Origin of the sequence: Neoroseomonas terrae (assembly GCF_018129025.1) — a bacterium.
In the GTDB taxonomy this organism is placed as follows: Bacteria; Pseudomonadota; Alphaproteobacteria; order Acetobacterales; family Acetobacteraceae; genus Neoroseomonas; species Neoroseomonas terrae.
Genome location: NZ_JAAEDI010000005.1, coordinates 78,678 through 94,740, shown reverse-complemented (window position 1 = coordinate 94,740; position 16,063 = coordinate 78,678). Strand labels below are relative to the sequence as shown.

17 protein-coding genes and 1 pseudogene are annotated in these 16,063 nt (G+C 70.0%); 12 read left to right on the top strand and 6 right to left on the bottom strand.

Translation table 11 applies throughout. The features are described 5' to 3' along the window. Positions 1 to 46: 46 nt before the first annotated feature. From mnmG to GXW78_RS05600, 4 genes are read left to right on the top strand one after another with little or no spacing between them, the layout of a single operon-like run. A complete protein-coding gene (mnmG, locus tag GXW78_RS05615; protein ID WP_211866841.1) occupies positions 47 to 1,915 on the top strand; it encodes a tRNA uridine-5-carboxymethylaminomethyl(34) synthesis enzyme MnmG in 1,869 nt (622 codons plus the stop codon). Further along, positions 1,912 to 2,523, top strand: coding sequence for a 16S rRNA (guanine(527)-N(7))-methyltransferase RsmG (rsmG, locus tag GXW78_RS05610; protein ID WP_211866840.1), 612 nt, complete (start codon positions 1,912 to 1,914; stop codon positions 2,521 to 2,523). Before mnmG ends, rsmG begins: the two co-directional genes overlap by 4 nt. Next, positions 2,507 to 3,322 carry a ParA family protein gene (locus tag GXW78_RS05605; RefSeq protein WP_211866839.1) on the top strand — a complete coding sequence of 272 codons (816 nt, stop codon included), beginning with the start codon at positions 2,507 to 2,509 and terminating at the stop codon, positions 3,320 to 3,322. Before rsmG ends, GXW78_RS05605 begins: the two co-directional genes overlap by 17 nt. Beyond that, a complete protein-coding gene (locus GXW78_RS05600; protein WP_246521899.1) occupies positions 3,319 to 4,179 on the top strand; it encodes a ParB/RepB/Spo0J family partition protein in 861 nt (286 codons plus the stop codon). Before GXW78_RS05605 ends, GXW78_RS05600 begins: the two co-directional genes overlap by 4 nt. A gap of 122 nt (positions 4,180 to 4,301) precedes the next feature. On the opposite strand, the gene GXW78_RS05595 is transcribed toward GXW78_RS05600, so the two are convergent. Continuing rightward, positions 4,302 to 4,805, bottom strand: coding sequence for a DUF2244 domain-containing protein (locus GXW78_RS05595; protein ID WP_211866838.1), 504 nt, complete (start codon positions 4,803 to 4,805; stop codon positions 4,302 to 4,304). Between the two features lie 111 nt (positions 4,806 to 4,916). Between GXW78_RS05595 and nth the strand changes: the two genes are divergently transcribed. Continuing rightward, positions 4,917 to 5,561, top strand: coding sequence for an endonuclease III (nth, locus tag GXW78_RS05590; protein ID WP_246521916.1), 645 nt, complete (start codon positions 4,917 to 4,919; stop codon positions 5,559 to 5,561). Positions 5,562 to 5,586: 25 nt separating this feature from the next. Beyond that, positions 5,587 to 5,892 (top strand): hypothetical protein, encoded by a 306-nt coding sequence (locus tag GXW78_RS05585; protein ID WP_211866836.1) that lies wholly within the window; start codon positions 5,587 to 5,589, stop codon positions 5,890 to 5,892. An 11-nt stretch (positions 5,893 to 5,903) separates the two neighbouring features. On the opposite strand, the gene GXW78_RS05580 is transcribed toward GXW78_RS05585, so the two are convergent. Further along, complete coding sequence (locus tag GXW78_RS05580) at positions 5,904 to 7,526, bottom strand: ABC-F family ATP-binding cassette domain-containing protein (RefSeq protein ID WP_211866835.1); 1,623 nt, start codon at positions 7,524 to 7,526, stop codon at positions 5,904 to 5,906. Positions 7,527 to 7,580: 54 nt separating this feature from the next. Next, positions 7,581 to 8,321 (bottom strand): metallophosphoesterase family protein, encoded by a 741-nt coding sequence (locus GXW78_RS05575; RefSeq protein WP_211866834.1) that lies wholly within the window; start codon positions 8,319 to 8,321, stop codon positions 7,581 to 7,583. A 237-nt stretch (positions 8,322 to 8,558) separates the two neighbouring features. Between GXW78_RS05575 and hemP the strand changes: the two genes are divergently transcribed. The 6 genes and pseudogenes from hemP to GXW78_RS05545 all read left to right on the top strand — a co-directional run bounded on the left by hemP (position 8,559) and on the right by GXW78_RS05545 (position 13,248). Continuing rightward, entirely contained in the window at positions 8,559 to 8,735 is a 177-nt protein-coding gene (hemP, locus tag GXW78_RS05570) for a hemin uptake protein HemP (RefSeq protein ID WP_338147695.1), read from the top strand. 249 nt (positions 8,736 to 8,984) lie between these two features. Then, entirely contained in the window at positions 8,985 to 10,022 is a 1,038-nt protein-coding gene (locus GXW78_RS05565) for a hemin-degrading factor (RefSeq protein WP_211866830.1), read from the top strand. Then, positions 10,019 to 10,888 carry a heme/hemin ABC transporter substrate-binding protein gene (locus GXW78_RS05560; RefSeq protein ID WP_211866828.1) on the top strand — a complete coding sequence of 290 codons (870 nt, stop codon included), beginning with the start codon at positions 10,019 to 10,021 and terminating at the stop codon, positions 10,886 to 10,888. The genes GXW78_RS05565 and GXW78_RS05560 overlap by 4 nt, the downstream gene beginning before the upstream one ends. Next, on the top strand, positions 10,885 to 11,955 hold the full coding sequence (locus tag GXW78_RS05555) for a FecCD family ABC transporter permease (RefSeq protein WP_338147694.1): 1,071 nt from the start codon (positions 10,885 to 10,887) through the stop codon (positions 11,953 to 11,955). The genes GXW78_RS05560 and GXW78_RS05555 overlap by 4 nt, the downstream gene beginning before the upstream one ends. Positions 11,956 to 11,960: 5 nt before the next feature. After that, positions 11,961 to 12,728 (top strand): annotated as a pseudogene (locus GXW78_RS05550) (heme ABC transporter ATP-binding protein); the annotation flags it as partial. A gap of 55 nt (positions 12,729 to 12,783) precedes the next feature. Further along, positions 12,784 to 13,248, top strand: a complete 465-nt coding sequence (locus tag GXW78_RS05545) for a hypothetical protein (RefSeq protein ID WP_211866824.1) — start codon at positions 12,784 to 12,786, stop codon at positions 13,246 to 13,248. Between the two features lie 266 nt (positions 13,249 to 13,514). Here GXW78_RS05545 and GXW78_RS05540 read toward each other — a convergent pair whose 3' ends face one another. From GXW78_RS05540 to GXW78_RS05530, 3 genes are read right to left on the bottom strand one after another with little or no spacing between them, the layout of a single operon-like run. Continuing rightward, positions 13,515 to 13,628 carry a DUF2474 family protein gene (locus GXW78_RS05540; protein WP_211866822.1) on the bottom strand — a complete coding sequence of 38 codons (114 nt, stop codon included), beginning with the start codon at positions 13,626 to 13,628 and terminating at the stop codon, positions 13,515 to 13,517. Continuing rightward, positions 13,628 to 14,632 (bottom strand): cytochrome d ubiquinol oxidase subunit II, encoded by a 1,005-nt coding sequence (gene cydB, locus GXW78_RS05535; protein WP_211866820.1) that lies wholly within the window; start codon positions 14,630 to 14,632, stop codon positions 13,628 to 13,630. The genes GXW78_RS05540 and cydB overlap by 1 nt, the downstream gene beginning before the upstream one ends. Further along, positions 14,629 to 16,050, bottom strand: a complete 1,422-nt coding sequence (locus GXW78_RS05530) for a cytochrome ubiquinol oxidase subunit I (protein WP_211866818.1) — start codon at positions 16,048 to 16,050, stop codon at positions 14,629 to 14,631. Before GXW78_RS05530 ends, cydB begins: the two co-directional genes overlap by 4 nt. Positions 16,051 to 16,063: the final 13 nt, after the last annotated feature.

Genomic DNA, 16,063 nt, shown 5'->3' with positions numbered 1-16,063 from the left:
GGAGGTTCTCTCCCCCGACCTTCCTGCCATGGCGTATACGCCCCCCATGGATAAGAACTTCGATGTCATCGTCGTCGGCGGCGGGCATGCCGGCTGCGAGGCAGCGGCTTCTGCGGCCCGCTGCGGTGCGCGCACGCTGCTGCTGACCCACCGGCTCGAAACGCTCGGCGAGATGTCCTGCAACCCTGCCATTGGCGGGGTGGGGAAGGGGCATCTCGTCCGGGAGGTGGACGCGCTCGACGGGCTGATGGCGCGCGCAGCGGATGCTGCGGCTATCCATGTGAAAATGCTCAACCGGTCAAAAGGGCCGGCGGTGCGCGGCCCCCGGGCGCAGGCCGACCGGAAGCTGTACCGGCGCGCGGTGCGCGAGTTGCTGGCAGGCCAGCCCGGCCTCACGATCATCGCCACGGCGGCGGAAGGGATTGAGATTGCGGCGGATGGCGGCATCGCCGCGGTCCTCACGGGCGACGGGGGGCGGTTCGGCTGCGGTGCGCTGGTCGTGACCACCGGAACCTTCCTGCGCGGTGAGATCCGTATCGGCGAACAGCGCATTCCGGCGGGGCGGGCTGGCGATGAACCGGCCGTCGGCTTGGCGCTGGCCTTTGAGAGGCTAGGGCTGCCGCTGGCGCGACTGAAGACCGGGACACCACCGCGGCTGGACGGGCGGACCATCGATTGGCAGGCGCTTGAAGCCCAGCCCGGCGATGATCCGCCGGAGCCGCTGTCCTGGATGACGGATCGCATCACCAATCGCCAGATCGTCTGCGGCATCACCGCGACGACCCCCGCGACGCATGCCGTGATCCGCGCCAACCTGCACCAGAGCGCAGTCTATGGCGGGCGCATCCAGGGCGTCGGCCCGCGCTACTGCCCCTCGATCGAGGACAAGGTCGTGCGCTTCGCCGAGCGGGAGCGGCATCAGATCTTCTTGGAGCCGGAAGGGCTGGACGACGACACGGTCTATCCGAACGGCATTTCCACGAGCCTGCCGGAAGGCGTGCAGGCCGCGATGATCGCATCGATCCCGGGGCTCGGGCGCGCCCGGATCGTCCGGCCTGGCTACGCCATCGAGTACGATCATGTCGACCCGCGCGCACTGACGCCGGCACTGGAGGTGCGGTCCGTGCCACGGCTGTTCCTGGCGGGGCAGATCAACGGTACGACCGGTTATGAGGAGGCGGCAGCCCAGGGCCTGATGGCCGGCCTGAACGCCGCGCAGCGCGCTTCCGGCGGATTGCCCGACCGAGTGCTGACGCGGAGCGAGGCCTATGCGGGCGTGCTGGTGGACGACCTCGTGCTTCAGGGTGTGTCCGAGCCCTACCGCATGCTGACAGCACGGGCCGAGCACCGGCTGGTACTGCGGTCCGACAATGCCGGACTTCGGCTGACCGAAAGGGGCATCGCCTGGGGCTGCGTGGGGAATGAGCGCGCGGCGCGGCACCGGGCCTTCGCGGCCGCCACGGCCGACGCACTGGCTCGGGCGCAGGCCGATGGCGCTACACCGGCAGCGCTCGCCACGGGTGGCATTGCGGTCAACCAGGACGGCAAGCGCCGATCAGTCCTGGAGGTCCTCGCGCTGCCAGGCGTCGATGCTGCAGCCGTCGACCAGGCCTTCCCCTGGCTGCGTGACCTTTCCCCCGCACTGCGGGCGCAGCTGGAAGCGGAGGCGCTCTATGCCCCCTATCTGCGCCGCCAGGAGGCCGAAATGCGCCTGCTGGAACGCGAGGAACGCACGCGCATCCCTGATGGGCTGGATTTCAGCTCCATTCCGGGACTTTCCACGGAGATGCGGCAGCGTCTTTCTGCCGCCCGGCCCGCGACGCTCGGTTCCGCCGGCCGCCTTGCAGGGATTACGCCTGCGGCCATCGCGGCCTTGGCGGTCGCGCTTCGCCGGGATGAGGTTCGTTCCACGTGAAACAGCCTAGCCCAGCGGTTCCGGCAGATGCTGCGCGCGACGCCCGGCTCGCCGCGTATCGTGACCTGTTGCTGCGGTGGAACGCGACGATCAACCTAGTCTCGAGCCGAACGTCGGCGGATATCGAGACCCGCCACATCGCCGACAGCCTGCAACTGGTGCCGCTCCTACCCGCGGATGGTCCGATCGCCGACCTCGGATCCGGCGGCGGATTGCCCGGCATTGTCATCGCGGCCGCCCTCCCGCAGCGGGACGTGCACCTAATCGAATCCGACCGCCGCAAGGCGGCGTTCCTGATAGAAGCCGCCGGCACGTTGAGACTTCCCCACGTGAAGGTTCATCCACGGAGGATCGAGCAGGTCCGGCTGCCGCCGGTCGCCGCCATCACGGCACGTGCGCTCGCCTCGATCGACGTGCTGCTCGGATTCGCCGCGCGATTCCTCGCCCCGGGCGGCGTTGCGATCCTGCCGAAAGGCCGCACTGCGGAGCAGGAGTTGACGACCGCTGCCGCGGACTGGCACTTCACCGCGGAGCGGTTCGAAAGCCGCACGGACCCCGAGGCCACCATCCTCCGCCTGAGCGAGATACGCCGTGTCCGCGACGACTGACCGCGCGCCCCCCCGCATCATTGCCCTCGCCAACCAGAAGGGTGGCGTCGGGAAGACGACAACCGCCATCAATCTCGCCACCGCGCTTGCCGCAAAGCGCCGGGTGCTGCTGATCGACATGGACCCGCAAGGCAACGCCTCGACCGGCGTCGGCATCGCACGCCAGGATCGCGGCGCGGGTTCCTACGCTCTGCTGACCGGCGAACGCCCGCTGCGCGACCTGCTGCGGCCGACGAAGATCCCGAATCTCACCCTGCTGCCGGCCGACCCGGAACTCGCGGGCGCGGAGATCGAACTCGTCGGGCTGGAGAACCGCGAGCGTCGCCTGCGCGATGCGCTGGAATCACAGCGGGAGGCGCTGGCCGGTACCGAGGTGATCCTGATCGATTGCCCGCCCTCCCTCGGTCTGCTCACCTTGAATGCGCTGGTGGCATCCACCTCGGTCCTGGTGCCGTTGCAGACCGAGTTCTTCGCCCTCGAAGGCGTCTCCCAGATCACGAGAACCGTGGATCGGGTGAAGCGCGCCTTGAATCCGGCGCTGGAGCTCGAAGGTATCGTTCTGACTATGTTTGATAAGCGCAACAATCTATCGGAGCTCGTCGCAGCCGATGTCCGCGCCTTCTTCGGCGCCAAGGTCTATTCCACCGTCATCCCGCGCAACGTCCGCATCAGCGAGGCGCCGTCGCACGGTCTGCCGGTCATCCTTTACGACCACCGCTCCGCCGGTGCGCAGGCCTATGTGGACCTCGCAGCGGAACTGCTGAAGCGCGAGCGCCGCGCCAGGAAATCGGCCGCATGAAGAAGCCTACGCGCCTCGGGATGGGGTTGTCGGCCCTGATGGGCGACAGCACGCCAGCCCCCACCGCCGCTTCCCCCGGCGCCGCCCCGCGCACACTGCCGATCGAGGTGTTGGAGCCAAGCCCATTCCAGGCTCGCGCCACGCCTGATCCGGCAGCGCTCGCCGAACTTGCGGCCTCCATCCAGGAACACGGGATCCTGCAGCCGATCCTCGTACGCCCGAAACCCGGTGCGGCCGGCAAGTTCCAGATTCTCGGCGGGGAACGCCGCTGGCGGGCGGCGCAGCAGGCGAAGCTGCACGACGTGCCGGTCGTGATTCGGGACCTCGATGACCGCGCGGCCATGGCTGCCGGCCTGGTCGAGAACCTGCAGCGCGAAGACCTGAACGCGCTCGAGGAGGCAGAAGGCTACGCACGCCTGCTCAGCGAGTTCGGCCTGAAGCAGGAAGGGCTCGGCCAGGCGGTCGGCAAGTCTCGCAGCCACGTCGCGAACACGCTGCGCCTGCTGAACCTGCCGGCGCGAGTGCGGGACATGCTGCGCGGCGGCGCGCTATCCGCCGGCCACGCCCGCGCTCTGCTCGGCGCCGAGGACCCGGAGCGGCTCGCCGGGCTGGTCGTGGTGCGCGGGCTGTCGGTGCGCCAGACCGAAGCGTTGGCGGCGGCGGCGCCGCGTGACCCGGCCGCACGGCGGGGAGCCAACCAGGACGCGAACGTGGCCGCGCTTGAACGCCGACTGACCGAACGGCTCGGACTGAAGGTCGGCATCAAGACGAGCGGCAAGGGCGGGCAGGTCATGATCAACTACCGCGACCTTGATCAGCTCGAAGGCGTATTGCGGCTGCTCGATCCGGACATGTGAGCGGCAGGGGGCCGCTGCCGCGGCGCGGCTCGGATTGCCCTGCTGCTGCCGCTGCAATCGTTGAAGGCGCTACGTCTTCCTGGTTTTACGGCTGTAGATGGGGCAAGGCCCGTCCACCGCGATCAGCGCAACTGCGGATTGTCGAACACCGGCTGCTTCGCCCGCGCCAGCGCCGCCGACAGCGCCTCATGGAGCGACACCTTCTCGTCCCCCCCCAGGTGCTGTCCGATTTCCGCGCCGCGTCCTCGGCTTTCCAGCCGCAGCACGCCGGCATGGGCAGGGCGCGGTATGTAGATGCTGCGGGCCCAGTACGGGTCGAGCATGACCTCCTCCCGCCTGCCTCGCGCGTCGGTGCGGGTCACGGTCAGCCGGTCGGCGGTCAGCAGGATGATCTCCGAGATGCGGGCGGTGCGGCGGGCGTGGAATACCACCATGCCGAGCGCGAAGCAGACCTCGAGCCCGAGGAAGGGCAGCACCGGCCACGCCCCGATGATGAGGAAGACAGTTGCCGTCAGCGTCGCCAGAACGGCGAGCAGCCCGGCCAGCACCCGGAACAGCCCCCTGCTGAAGGAGCGCGGCGGCGTGCAGATGGCCTGGAACAGCACGGGGTCGGCGGGGGGTGCCATACTGGGGCAAGATAAGCCAGGATCGGCGCGACACCAGACATGCCCGCTCTGTTCCCCCGCCCCAAGCGACCCGATCATGGCTCCGCCGCCGCCCCGCGCCGCGCGCGGCTGATGCCGCCTGCCCAGGCGGAAGCCTTCATCCGCGCGCTGGCCACGGCCAACCCGGCGCCGGAAACGGAGCTGCTCTATCACGACACATTCAGCCTACTGGTCGCGGTGGTGCTCTCGGCCCAGGCGACCGATGCGGCGGTGAACCGCTGCACCCCGGCGCTGTTCGCCGCCGCACCGACGCCGGCCGCGATGGCAGCGCTCGGCGCCGAGGGGATCGGCCCCTACATCCGCACAATCGGGCTATGGCAATCGAAGGCGAAGAATGTCGCCGCGCTGTCGCGTGACCTGGTCGAGAAGCATGGCGGCGCCGTCCCTTCGACGCGGGAGGCGCTGGAAGCGCTGCCCGGCGTGGGGCGCAAGACGGCGAATGTCGTGCTCAACGCCGCCTTCGGGCAGAACACCATGGCGGTGGACACGCACATCTTCCGGCTGGGCAACCGCTGCGGCCTGGCTCCCGGCCGGACGCCGCTGGAGGTCGAGGAGAGGCTGGTGAAACGCATTCCCGCCGATCTGCTGCGGGATGCGCATCACTGGCTGATCCTGCACGGCCGCTATGTCTGCAAGGCGCGGGCCCCTGAATGCTGGCGTTGCGTGGCGCGCGCCTTCTGCAACTACCGCGACAAGGTGCTGGCGCCGCCGGTATGACGGCGTGGCGAAACAGGAGACGACGATGACGATTCGCCTCAATGCCCTCGCCCTGGCTGGGTTGCTGGGCCTCGCCGGCTGCGCCACGGGCGGCGTCTGGGCCAATGTACCCGACCAATCCGGCCCGGACGCGTCCGCCTGCCGCCGAGAGGCGGAGAACAATCCTCGCTACAAGCTGTATGGCGAGATGGGCGGCGGCAATGCCGCGAACATGGAGGAGATGCGGCAGGAACTGCTGGTGCTCCTGCCGCAGCTCTATCACGCCTGCATGATCCGCCGCGGCGCGATTCCGCCCGGCACGCCGCTGCCCCCGCCGCGCGTAACCTTCTGACGCGCCGCGCGTCAGCCGTGCAGGCCGGGCGCTTCCTGCCCGGTCCGCGCCACGTACTCGGTGTAACCGCCGCCATATTGGTGAATGCCTTCAGGCGTCAGCTCCAGCACACGGTTCGACAACGCGGCGAGGAAGTGGCGGTCGTGCGACACGAACAGCATGGTGCCTTCATAGGACGCCAACGCCGCGATCAGCATCTCCTTCGTCGCCATGTCCAAATGGTTGGTCGGCTCGTCGAGCACCAGGAAGTTCGGCGGGTCGTAGAGCATCCGCGCCATGGCGAGCCGTGCCTTCTCGCCGCCTGACAGCACACGGCACTTCTTCTCGACGTCGTCGCCGGAAAATCCGAAGCAGCCCGCCAGCGCCCGCAGAGACCCCTGATTGGCCTGCGGGAAGGCGTCCTCCAGCGATTGGAAAATGGTGCGGTCGCCGTCCAGCAGCTCCATGGCGTGCTGTGCGAAGTATCCCGTCTTCACGCTGCCGCCGACGGCGACGCTGCCCTCGTCGGGCTCGGTCGAGCCCGTCACCAGCTTCAGCAGCGTGGATTTTCCTGCGCCGTTTACGCCGAGCACGCAGCAGCGTTCGCGCCGGCGGATCAGCAGGTCCAGCCCTTCATAGATCACGCGGCTGCCGTAGCGCTTGTGGACGTTCCGGAGATTGACCACGTCCTCGCCTGAGCGTGGGGCCGCGGGAAAGTCGAACGCCACGGTCTGTCGGCGCCGCGGCGGCTCGACGCGGTCGATCTTGTCGAGCTTCTTCACCCGCGACTGCACCTGCGCGGCGTGGGACGCGCGGGCCTTGAAGCGCTCGATGAACTTGATCTCCTTCGCCAGCATCGCCTGCTGGCGCTCGAACTGCGCCTGCTGCTGCTGCTCGTTCATGGCGCGCTGCTGTTCGTAGAAATCGTAATTGCCGGAGAAGCTCGTCAGCGTGCCGCCATCGATCTCGATGACCTTGTTAACGATGCGGTTCATGAACTCCCGATCGTGGGACGTCATCAGCAGCGCGCCGTCGTAGCCGGTGAGGAACTGCTCCAGCCAGATCAGGCTCTCGAGGTCCAGGTGGTTCGAAGGCTCGTCGAGCAGCATCACGTCGGGGCGCATCAGCAGGATGCGCGCCAGCGCCACGCGCATCTTCCATCCGCCCGACAGCGCGCCGACATCGCCGTCCATCATCTCCTGGCTGAAGCCGAGGCCGTCGAGCACCTCGCGCGCCTTGCTCTCCAGCGCATAGCCACCCAGCTCCTCGAAGCGGGCCTGCACCTCGCCGAAGCGTTCCAGGATCGTATCCATCTCATCGGCGCGGTCGGGGTCGGACAGCGCGGCTTCCAGCTCCGCCAGTTCGGCCGCGACCTCGCTGACATTGCCGGCGCCGTCCATCACCTCGGCCACCGCGGAACGGCCCGACATCTCCCCAACGTCCTGGCTGAAGAAGCCGATGGTCACGCCGCGATCGACCAGCACCTGGCCCTCATCCGGTTGGTCCTGGCCGATGACCATGCGGAACAGGGTGGATTTGCCGGCACCGTTCGGCCCGACCAGGCCGATGCGCTCGCCCTTCTGGAGCGCGGCCGATGCCTCGATGAAAAGAAGTTGGCGGCCGTTCTGCTTGCTGATGTTGTCGAGGCGGATCATGGGGTCCCGGTAAGGCGGAGGAGGCCGCCCGAGACCACGGCCGGGGCTGCGCCGTCAACCGCCGCGCGGCATTCGGCCGGTGCGCAACGCGTGGGCCCAGTCGGGACGCGAGGCGGCCTCCGCCTGCGCGGCGGCACCAGCGTGGTCATAAGGCAGCGCGATCATCTCGCAGCCGGTCAGGACGGCGCCCTCGATCTCCACGATCGCATAGCGGGCGAAGGGCGCGCCGGCCTCCGAGACATGCGCCGGCGGCGTCGGGTCGTCATAGGCCGGGCACCCGACGCTGCCGGGATTGACCAGCACGCGTCCGTCGTCGAGCCGCATCAGCCCCGCCAGATGGCTGTGCCCGCACAGCAGCACGCGCGCGGCCGTTGCGCCGAGCCGCGCCGCGACGGTGTCGCCGGCGGCGGGCAGTAGCCGGCCGCCGGCTACCTCCTCCATCAGATAGGTGTTGTCGTCGTCGGGTCGCGCATGGAAGGCGAGCACCCCCGGCGCGGGCTCCAGCAGCGGCGGCAAGGCGCCGAGCCACGCTGCCTGTGCGGGGTCGAGCCGTTCCAGCGCGAAGGCGTCCGACTTGCCTGCACCGCCCTCGGCGACCCAGCGGTCATGGTTGCCGCGCACCGTAGGGATGCGGCGCGCGACGATGCGCTCCGCGCAATCGCGCGGCCGCAACGGGCCGGAGACCACGTCGCCCAGGTTGAGGATGTCCCGCACGCCGCGGCGGTCGATATTTGCGAGGACCGCGTCAAGGGCGAGGATGTTGCCATGGATGTCGGCGATGACGGCAAGACGCATGGCCGCAGCCTAGCACGATCGGCGGCCACGATTCTTAGTTGCGAATGACTCGCAACATCAGCTAGGATCGCCGCATCGACAGCCCCGCAGGAACAGCCTGCCGGGCGTTGCCTGCACCGAAAGGGATCGACCCGTGGCCAGTTGGATCGAAGTCGGCATCGCGGCGATGTCCGTCGCCTGTCTCCATCTGGGATGGCGTGCCCCGCGCACGGCCGCCTCTGGCCGGGTAGCCGCGCGGTGATCGGCGCGACGCAGCCCGCGCCGGCCCCGGCGCGCGAACCCGTCCTCCGCGAACCCGCGGTGCTCGAAAGCCGGGCGCTGCTCGGCAATTCGCGCGAGATCGCGATCCGCCATGGCACCGAGACCTATCGCCTCAAGCTCACGCGGCACGGCAAGCTCATCCTCACGAAGTAGTCTGCCGGCGCCGCCGCGCCCACTTGGCCGATTCCTGTCTCGCCGCAGCGTGGCGGCCGGAGGTCGGAGCCGACGCCTTCGGACGTCCGGCGGTGACGTGTCGGGCGCGGCTCCGAGCGATCCGCCCGCATCGTTCGAAATCATAATCGTGCCGTGCCGGCCGTCGCGCACGCCCGCCGGCCCCGCCGCGATGTGCGGCGGGGACCGTCGCGTCCGCTCACCGTCCTGCAAACTGAAGGGGACACGCCCATGTCCGATCTCGTCGAACGCCACGCCGCTTTGATCCGCGACGCCGGCAAGCCGGTCCGCGCCCGCGACGCCGCGCAGCGCCTAGGTACTACCGAAGCCGCGCTGGTCGCCTCTGGTGCGACCGGCACCGCCACGCCGCTCCGCCCGGATTGGACGGCCCTGATCGGCGCCATGCCGGAGGCCGGCCGCATCATGGCGCTGACGCGCAACGAGCATGCGGTGCATGAGCGCAAAGGATGCTTCGACAAGGTCTCCTCCGGCCCCGGGCACATCCTCGTGCTCGGCGCCGACATCGACCTGCGGCTGTTCCCGGGCCGATGGGCGCATGCCTATGCGCTGGGCGGGGAACGGCCTTCGATCCAGATCTTCGACACGGACGGCGTCGCCGCGCACAAGATCTACGCGACCGATGCGACCGACCGGGACGGCTGGTCGCGCATCGTTGCCGGCTTCGCGGTGGAACAGGCCGATGCGCCGCCCGCCACCCCCCCTGCGATCGCCACGCCGAAGGCCGAAGACCCGGTCGACGGCCGCGCCCTGCGGGAGGACTGGCTGGCCCTGCGCGACACCCACGACTTCTTCCCCATGCTGCGCCGCCACCGGGCGACGCGCCGCCAGGCATTCGGCCTGGCGGGTGGGGACCTCGCCATGCGGCTCGACCCGCAGGCGGGTTCGGAGGCGCTGCGCCTCGCCTCGGCGCAGGCGGTGCCCGTCATGGTCTTCGTGGGCAACCGCTCGGCCATCCAGATCCATACCGGCACGGTGGACCGGCTGCTCGACATACCAGGCTGGTTCAATGTGCTCGACTCGGACTTCAACCTGCATCTGCGCGAGGCCGGCGTCGCGGCCGCCTGGCGCGTCGTGAAGCCGACGGCGGATGGCGCGGTGACCTCGATCGAGCTGCTCGACGCCGATGGCGAGGTCATCGCCCTGCTGTTCGGTGCCCGCAAGCCGGGACAGGCGGAGCGCGAGGACTGGCGCGCCATCGCCTCGACCGTCGCCGAACGCCACGCCTTCCTGGCAGAGAGCGCGGCATGATCGGCCGCCGGGTCCTGCTCGCCGGCGGCGCGGCCGTGCTGGCCGCGCCGGCGCGCGCCGAGACGCCGCATCGCATCGTGGCCGTCGGCGGCGCGGTGACGGAATGCGTCTTCGCGCTGGGCGTCGGCGATCGCGTCGTGGCGGTTGACAGCACCAGCCGCTTCCCGGCGGCCGTCCGCGGGCTGCCGCAGATCGGCTACATGCGCGCCCTGGCGCCGGAGGGGCTGATCTCGCTCAACGCCGACATGATGCTGCTTTCGGCAGATGCGGGGCCGGCGCAGGCGCTCGCTGTGCTGCGCGCGGCCGGCGCGCCGATCCGATCCATTCCCGAGGTGCCGACCGGCGACGGCATCGCCGCCAAGATCCGCGCCGTCGCCGATGCGCTGGAGGTGGATGGCAGGCCGGTCGCCGACACCGTGCTGGCGGACTGGCAATCGCTCGATGCGCCGATCGCGGCGCTGCGGCCGGTGCGGACGATCTTCGTCCTGTCCGCGTCGCGCGGGGCGCCGCTCGTCTCGGGCGCCGGAACGCTGGCGGCTGCGATGCTCGCCGCCGGCGGGGCGCAGAACGTGGTGTCCGGCTATAACGGCTATCGCCCGCTCTCGGCGGAAGCCGCGGCGCAGATCGCGCCGGAGGCGGTCGTGATCATGGACCATGTCCTGCAGGAGATCGGCGGCATCGACGCGCTGCTCGCCGTGCCGGCGCTGGCCGTGACGCCCGTGGTCCGGACGCGGCGCGTGCTGGCGATCGACGGGTCCTACGTGCTCAGCTTCGGGCCGCGCGCTGCGCATGCGCGGCGGGACCTGGCCATGCTGCTGCATCCCGGCGCGCCGCTGCCCGCGCTGCCGGCGCGTGCCTGGACGTGAGCCTCGCCCTGGCGACTGCCTCCCCCCGCGCGCGGGGCCGCGTGGCCATGCTGCCGCTCGGCGCGGCGCTGCTGGCCGCTGCCATGCTGGCAGGCGTGCTGCTTGGCCCAGCGCCGGTCACGATGGGCGGCCTGACCGCGACGGTGCTGGATGTCCTCGGCATCGCGCCACTACCGGCGGAATATGTGCGCGACGCGGCCGTGCTCGGCGTGATCCGGGCGCCGCGCGTGCTGATGGCGGCGCTGGTCGGGGCCGGGCTCGGCGCGGCGGGCGCGGCGATGCAGGGGCTGTTCCGCAACCCGCTCGCCGATCCCGGGCTGATCGGCGTGTCCGGCGGCGCGGCCCTGGCTGCGGTCACGGCGATCGTGCTCGGCTCCAGCATCTTCGGCGCCGCTGCCGGCGTGATGGGGTTGTGGCTGCTGCCGGTCGCGGCGTTCGTCGGCGGGCTGCTCGCCACGCTGATGATGGCGCGGCTGGGCACCGTGCAGGGCGTGGCCGGGGTGGCGACACTGCTGCTCGCGGGTGTCGCGGTGAATGCGCTCGCCGGTGCGCTGACCGGCGTGATGATCTTCATGGCCGATGACCGTCAGGTGCGGGACATCACCTTCTGGACGCTCGGCAGCCTCGCCGGGTCGCGCTGGGCACATCTGCCCGTCGTCGCGGTGCTGGTCGGGCTGCCCACCCTCGCGCTCTGCGCGCTGGCCCGCCCGTTCAACGCCCTGCTGCTGGGGGAGGCGGAGGCCTTCCATCTCGGCGTGCGTGTCGAGTCCGTGAAGCGCCTCGCCCTGACGCTCGCCGCGGTGGCGGTGGCGGCGGGGGTCGCCTTCACCGGGCTGATCGGTTTCGTCGGGCTGGTGGTGCCGCATCTCGTGCGGCTGGGGTTCGGGGCGGATCACCGGCTGGTGCTGCCCGGGGCGGCGCTCCTGGGCGGCACGCTGCTGGTACTGGCGGATCTGCTGGCGCGCAGCCTGGCCGCGCCGGCCGAGTTGCCCGTCGGCGTCGTCACCGCCCTGCTCGGCGCGCCGTTCTTCCTGTGGCTGCTGCGCCGACGGGGGATGGGCGCATGATTGGCGCCGATTCCGTCACCGTGCGCGCCGGCGGGCGGGCGCTGCTCGCGGATGTGTCGCTGACGCTGAACCCCGGCGAGGTTCTCGCCGTGGTTGGCCCGAACGGGGCGGGCAAGTCCACGTTGCTGCGCGCCCTGGCCGGTGACCTGGCGGTCGCGGCAGGACAGGTCCGCGTGGAAGGACGGGCGCTGCGCGACTGGCGGCCGATCGACCTTGCCCGCCGGCGCGCAGTGGTCAGCCAGCACGTCGCGCTGGGCTTTCCGATGCGCGCGGCGGAGGTGATCGCGCTCGGCCGGCTGCCCTGGCATGCGACGGCGCAGATGGCCCGTGACGAGGCCGCGGTGACACTGGCGATGGAACAGGCCGGCGTGGCGCATCTCGCCGAGCGTGCCTACGCCACGCTTTCTGGCGGGGAACGGCAGCGCGTGCAGGTGGCGCGGGCCCTCGCGCAGCTCGATGGCGCGGCGGCACCCGCGGCGCTGCTGCTGGACGAACCCACAGCGAGCCTCGATGCCGGGCATCGCGGACAATTGCTGCGCCTGCTGCGGCGCCTGGCGCGGCAGGGCACCGCGGTGCTCGCGGTGCTGCACGACCTCAACGAGGCTGATTTCGTCGCGGACCGTGTGGCCATGCTGATCGACGGGCGGCTCGCCGCCTGTGGCGGCGTGGCGGAGGCGCTCGATCCGACGCTGCTGCAGCGGGCTTATGGGCTGCCTTTCCGCATGGTCGCCGGCGGCGGACTACTGCCGGACTTCGCCGCGGGCGGGCGTTGACCGACGCATGAAACAGCGTGAGTCTGCGGCGACAATCCTGATCGGGTCACCGTCCATGCATCGTCGCGCGTTCTGCTCGGCCGCCGCCTTCGGCGGCCTGTCCGCCCTGGCTGGCTGCTCCGCCGTGCCTCCTGTTCCCACCGAACGCAGCATCGCCGGTCGTCGGCCGGTCGGCACCGTCACCCTTGCGGAGGAGTTCATCGCCGGCGCCGGGGCGGGGAACGGGACGCTGAGCTTCCGCGGCCGGTCCTACCCATTCCGCATGGCCGGCACAGTGGTCGGCCCGGGCGGTGCGGCGCGCATCCAGGCCAGCGGCGACGTCTACGGGCTGACGCGCATCGAGGATTTCGCGGGGATCTACACGCAGGGAACGGGCGATCGGGGCCTCGACACGCGCCGCACGGACGAGCTGTGGCTGCAGAACGCCGCCGGGGTGATCATGCACTTGCGAGGCACGCAGATGGGTGTGGTGCTGAGCTTGGGACGCGACGAGCTGCTGATCGAGATGACGGGGCGGTGACGAGTTGGAGAGGGGCGCTGCCCCCTCTCCAAACCTCACCCCGCCAAAGGCCGAAAGGCCTCTGGACACCTCGACCTGGCGCCGAGCGCCGCTGTGGAGCCCGGATGGGAAACGTGGCCTGAGCACCGTAGCCGGGATTCCTGGCGGCGCGTGCGACGCGAGCAGATCATCGGCCCTGCCCAACACGTATCGGTTTCCAAAGGCCCTTCGGCCTTTGGTGGGATGAGGTCCGGAGATGGGCAAAGCCCTTCTCCGGGGCCCCCCAATCACCGCAGCATCACCTTGATCAGCAACCCCACCACGCCCAGCGCCAGCACGCTCGCCGCCCAGATCAGCACGAACCAGCCGATCCGTGCCGCCAGCGGCTTGGTGCCGGGCATCAGTGGTAACCCCCTGACGCGTTCACCTTCCCCCTGAATACCCAGTAGGCGTAGGCCGTGTAGGCCAGGATCATCGGTACCAGCACCGCCGCGCCGACCAGCAGGAACGCCAGGCTGTTGTCCGGCGCGGCGGCGTCCCGGATGGTGACGGAATGGGGCACCATGTAGGGGAAGAAGCTGATCCCCAGCCCGACGAAGCACAGCACGAACAGCCCGAGCGAGGCGAGGAAGGGGGCGGCCTCCCGCCGAGCCTGCAGGCTCAGCATCAGCAGCAGCCCCATGCCGAGCACCGCGAGCGGTACCGGCACGACCAGCGCGACCTGCGGCCAAGCGAACCAGCGGTCCGCGTAGACCGGGCTGAGAAACGGCGTCCACAGGCTGACGGCGCCGATCAGCAGCAGCGTCGCCGGCGCCGCCAGGAAGGCGATCGCGTAGGCGCGGCGTTGCACCTCACCCTCGGCCTTGTAGATCAGCCAGGTGGCGCCAAGCAGCGCATAGCCGATCACCAGCGCGACGCCGGTCAGCAGGCTGAAAGGCGTCAGCCAGTCCCACCAGCCGCCGGCATAGGCGCGGTTGGCGACCGGGATGCCCTGCACGAGCGCGCCGAGGGCGACCCCCTGCGCGAAGCCCGCCATGGTCGAGCCGAACGCGAAGGCCCAGTCCCACAGGAACTGGCCGCGCTTCGTCCGCCAGCGGAATTCGAACGCGACGCCGCGAAACACCAGCGCCAGCAGCATGACGATGATCGGCGCGTAGAGCGCCGACATGATGATGGAGTAGGCCAGCGGGAAGACGGCCAGCAGCCCGCCGCCGCCCAGCACCAGCCAGGTTTCGTTGCCGTCCCAGACCGGCGCGACGGAGTTCATCGCCTCGTCGCGTTCGGCCTCCTTGCGCATGAAGGGAAACAGGATGCCGACGCCGAGGTCGAAGCCGTCGAGCACCACATAAGCCAGCACCGCGAAGGCGATCAGCGCCGCCCAGATCATCGGAAGGTCGAGCGTCATGGCTTGCTTCCCTGTTCGCTGGCCGAGGGGGCGTTCTCCATCACCGGGGCCGGGACGATGCCGCCCGCGCGGATCGGCTCGTCGGGCGGCAGGCCATGCTCGCCACGTTCCGGCGCCTTGTTCATCAGCCGCAGGATGTAGAAGGTGCCGGACCCGAACATCGCGAAATAGACGACGATGAAGGCGATCAGCGAGGTGCCGACCGCCGCGGCGTCGAGCGGCGAGACGGAATCCGCCGTGCGCAGCAGGCCGTAGACCGTCCAGGGCTGGCGCCCGACCTCGGTGGTGACCCAGCCGGCGAGCACCGCCGCGAAGCCGGATGGTCCCATCAGCAGCGCGGCCTTGTGCTGCAGCGTCGAATCGTAGAGCCGGCCGCGCCAGCGCAGCCACAGGCTCCACATGCCGAGCAGGAACATCAGGATCCCGATCCCCACCATGATCCGGAAGCTCCAGAAGATGATGCCGACGGGCGGGCGGTCCTCGGGCGGCCAAGTGTTCAGGCCGCGGATGGTGCCGTCCAGCGAATGGGTCAGGATGAGCGAGCCGAGATACGGGATCTCGACCCGGTAATCGATGCGGGAATTCGCGGCGTCCGGGATGCCGAACAGGATCAGCCCGGCGCCGGACACCGTCTCGAAATGGCCTTCGATGGCGGCGATCTTGGCTGGCTGGTGTTCCAGCGTGTTCAGCCCGTGCTGGTCGCCGGCGAACATCTGGATGGGCGCGACGATCGCAGCCATCCACATCGCCATCGAGAACATGATGCGCGTCGCCTCGTTCCTGCGGTCGCGCAGCAAATGCAGCGCCCCGACAGCGCCGACGACGAAGGCCGTGGTGAGATAGGCGGCGAGCACCATGTGCACGAGCCGATAGGGGAAGGACGGGTTGAAGATCACCGCCCACCAGTCGAGCACGATGAACTGCCCGGCCTCGTTCATGCCGTGGCCCGCCGGCGTCTGCATCCAGCTGTTAACCGACAGGATCCAGAAGGCCGACATGAAGGTGCCGAGCGCGACCATCAGCGTCGCGACGAAATGCAGCTTCGGCCCGACCCGCTCGCGTCCGAACAGCATCACGCCGAGGAAGCCGGCCTCGAGGAAGAAGGCCGACAGTACCTCGTAGCCCATCAGCGGGCCGATCACCGGCCCGGCCTTGTCCGAGAAGACCGACCAGTTGGTGCCGAACTGGTAGCTCATCACGATGCCGGAGACGACGCCCATGCCGAAGGTCACGGCGAAGATCTTCTTCCAGTAGTTGAACAGATCGAAGAAGACCTGCCGCCCTGTCCACAGCCCCAGCCCGTTCAGCACCGCGAGGTAACTCGCCAAGCCGATCGAGAAGGAGGGGAAGATGATGTGCGCGCTGACCGTGAATGCGAATTGGAGCCGCGCCAGGGTGAGGGCGTCGAAGGCGTCCATGAGCTGACCTCGC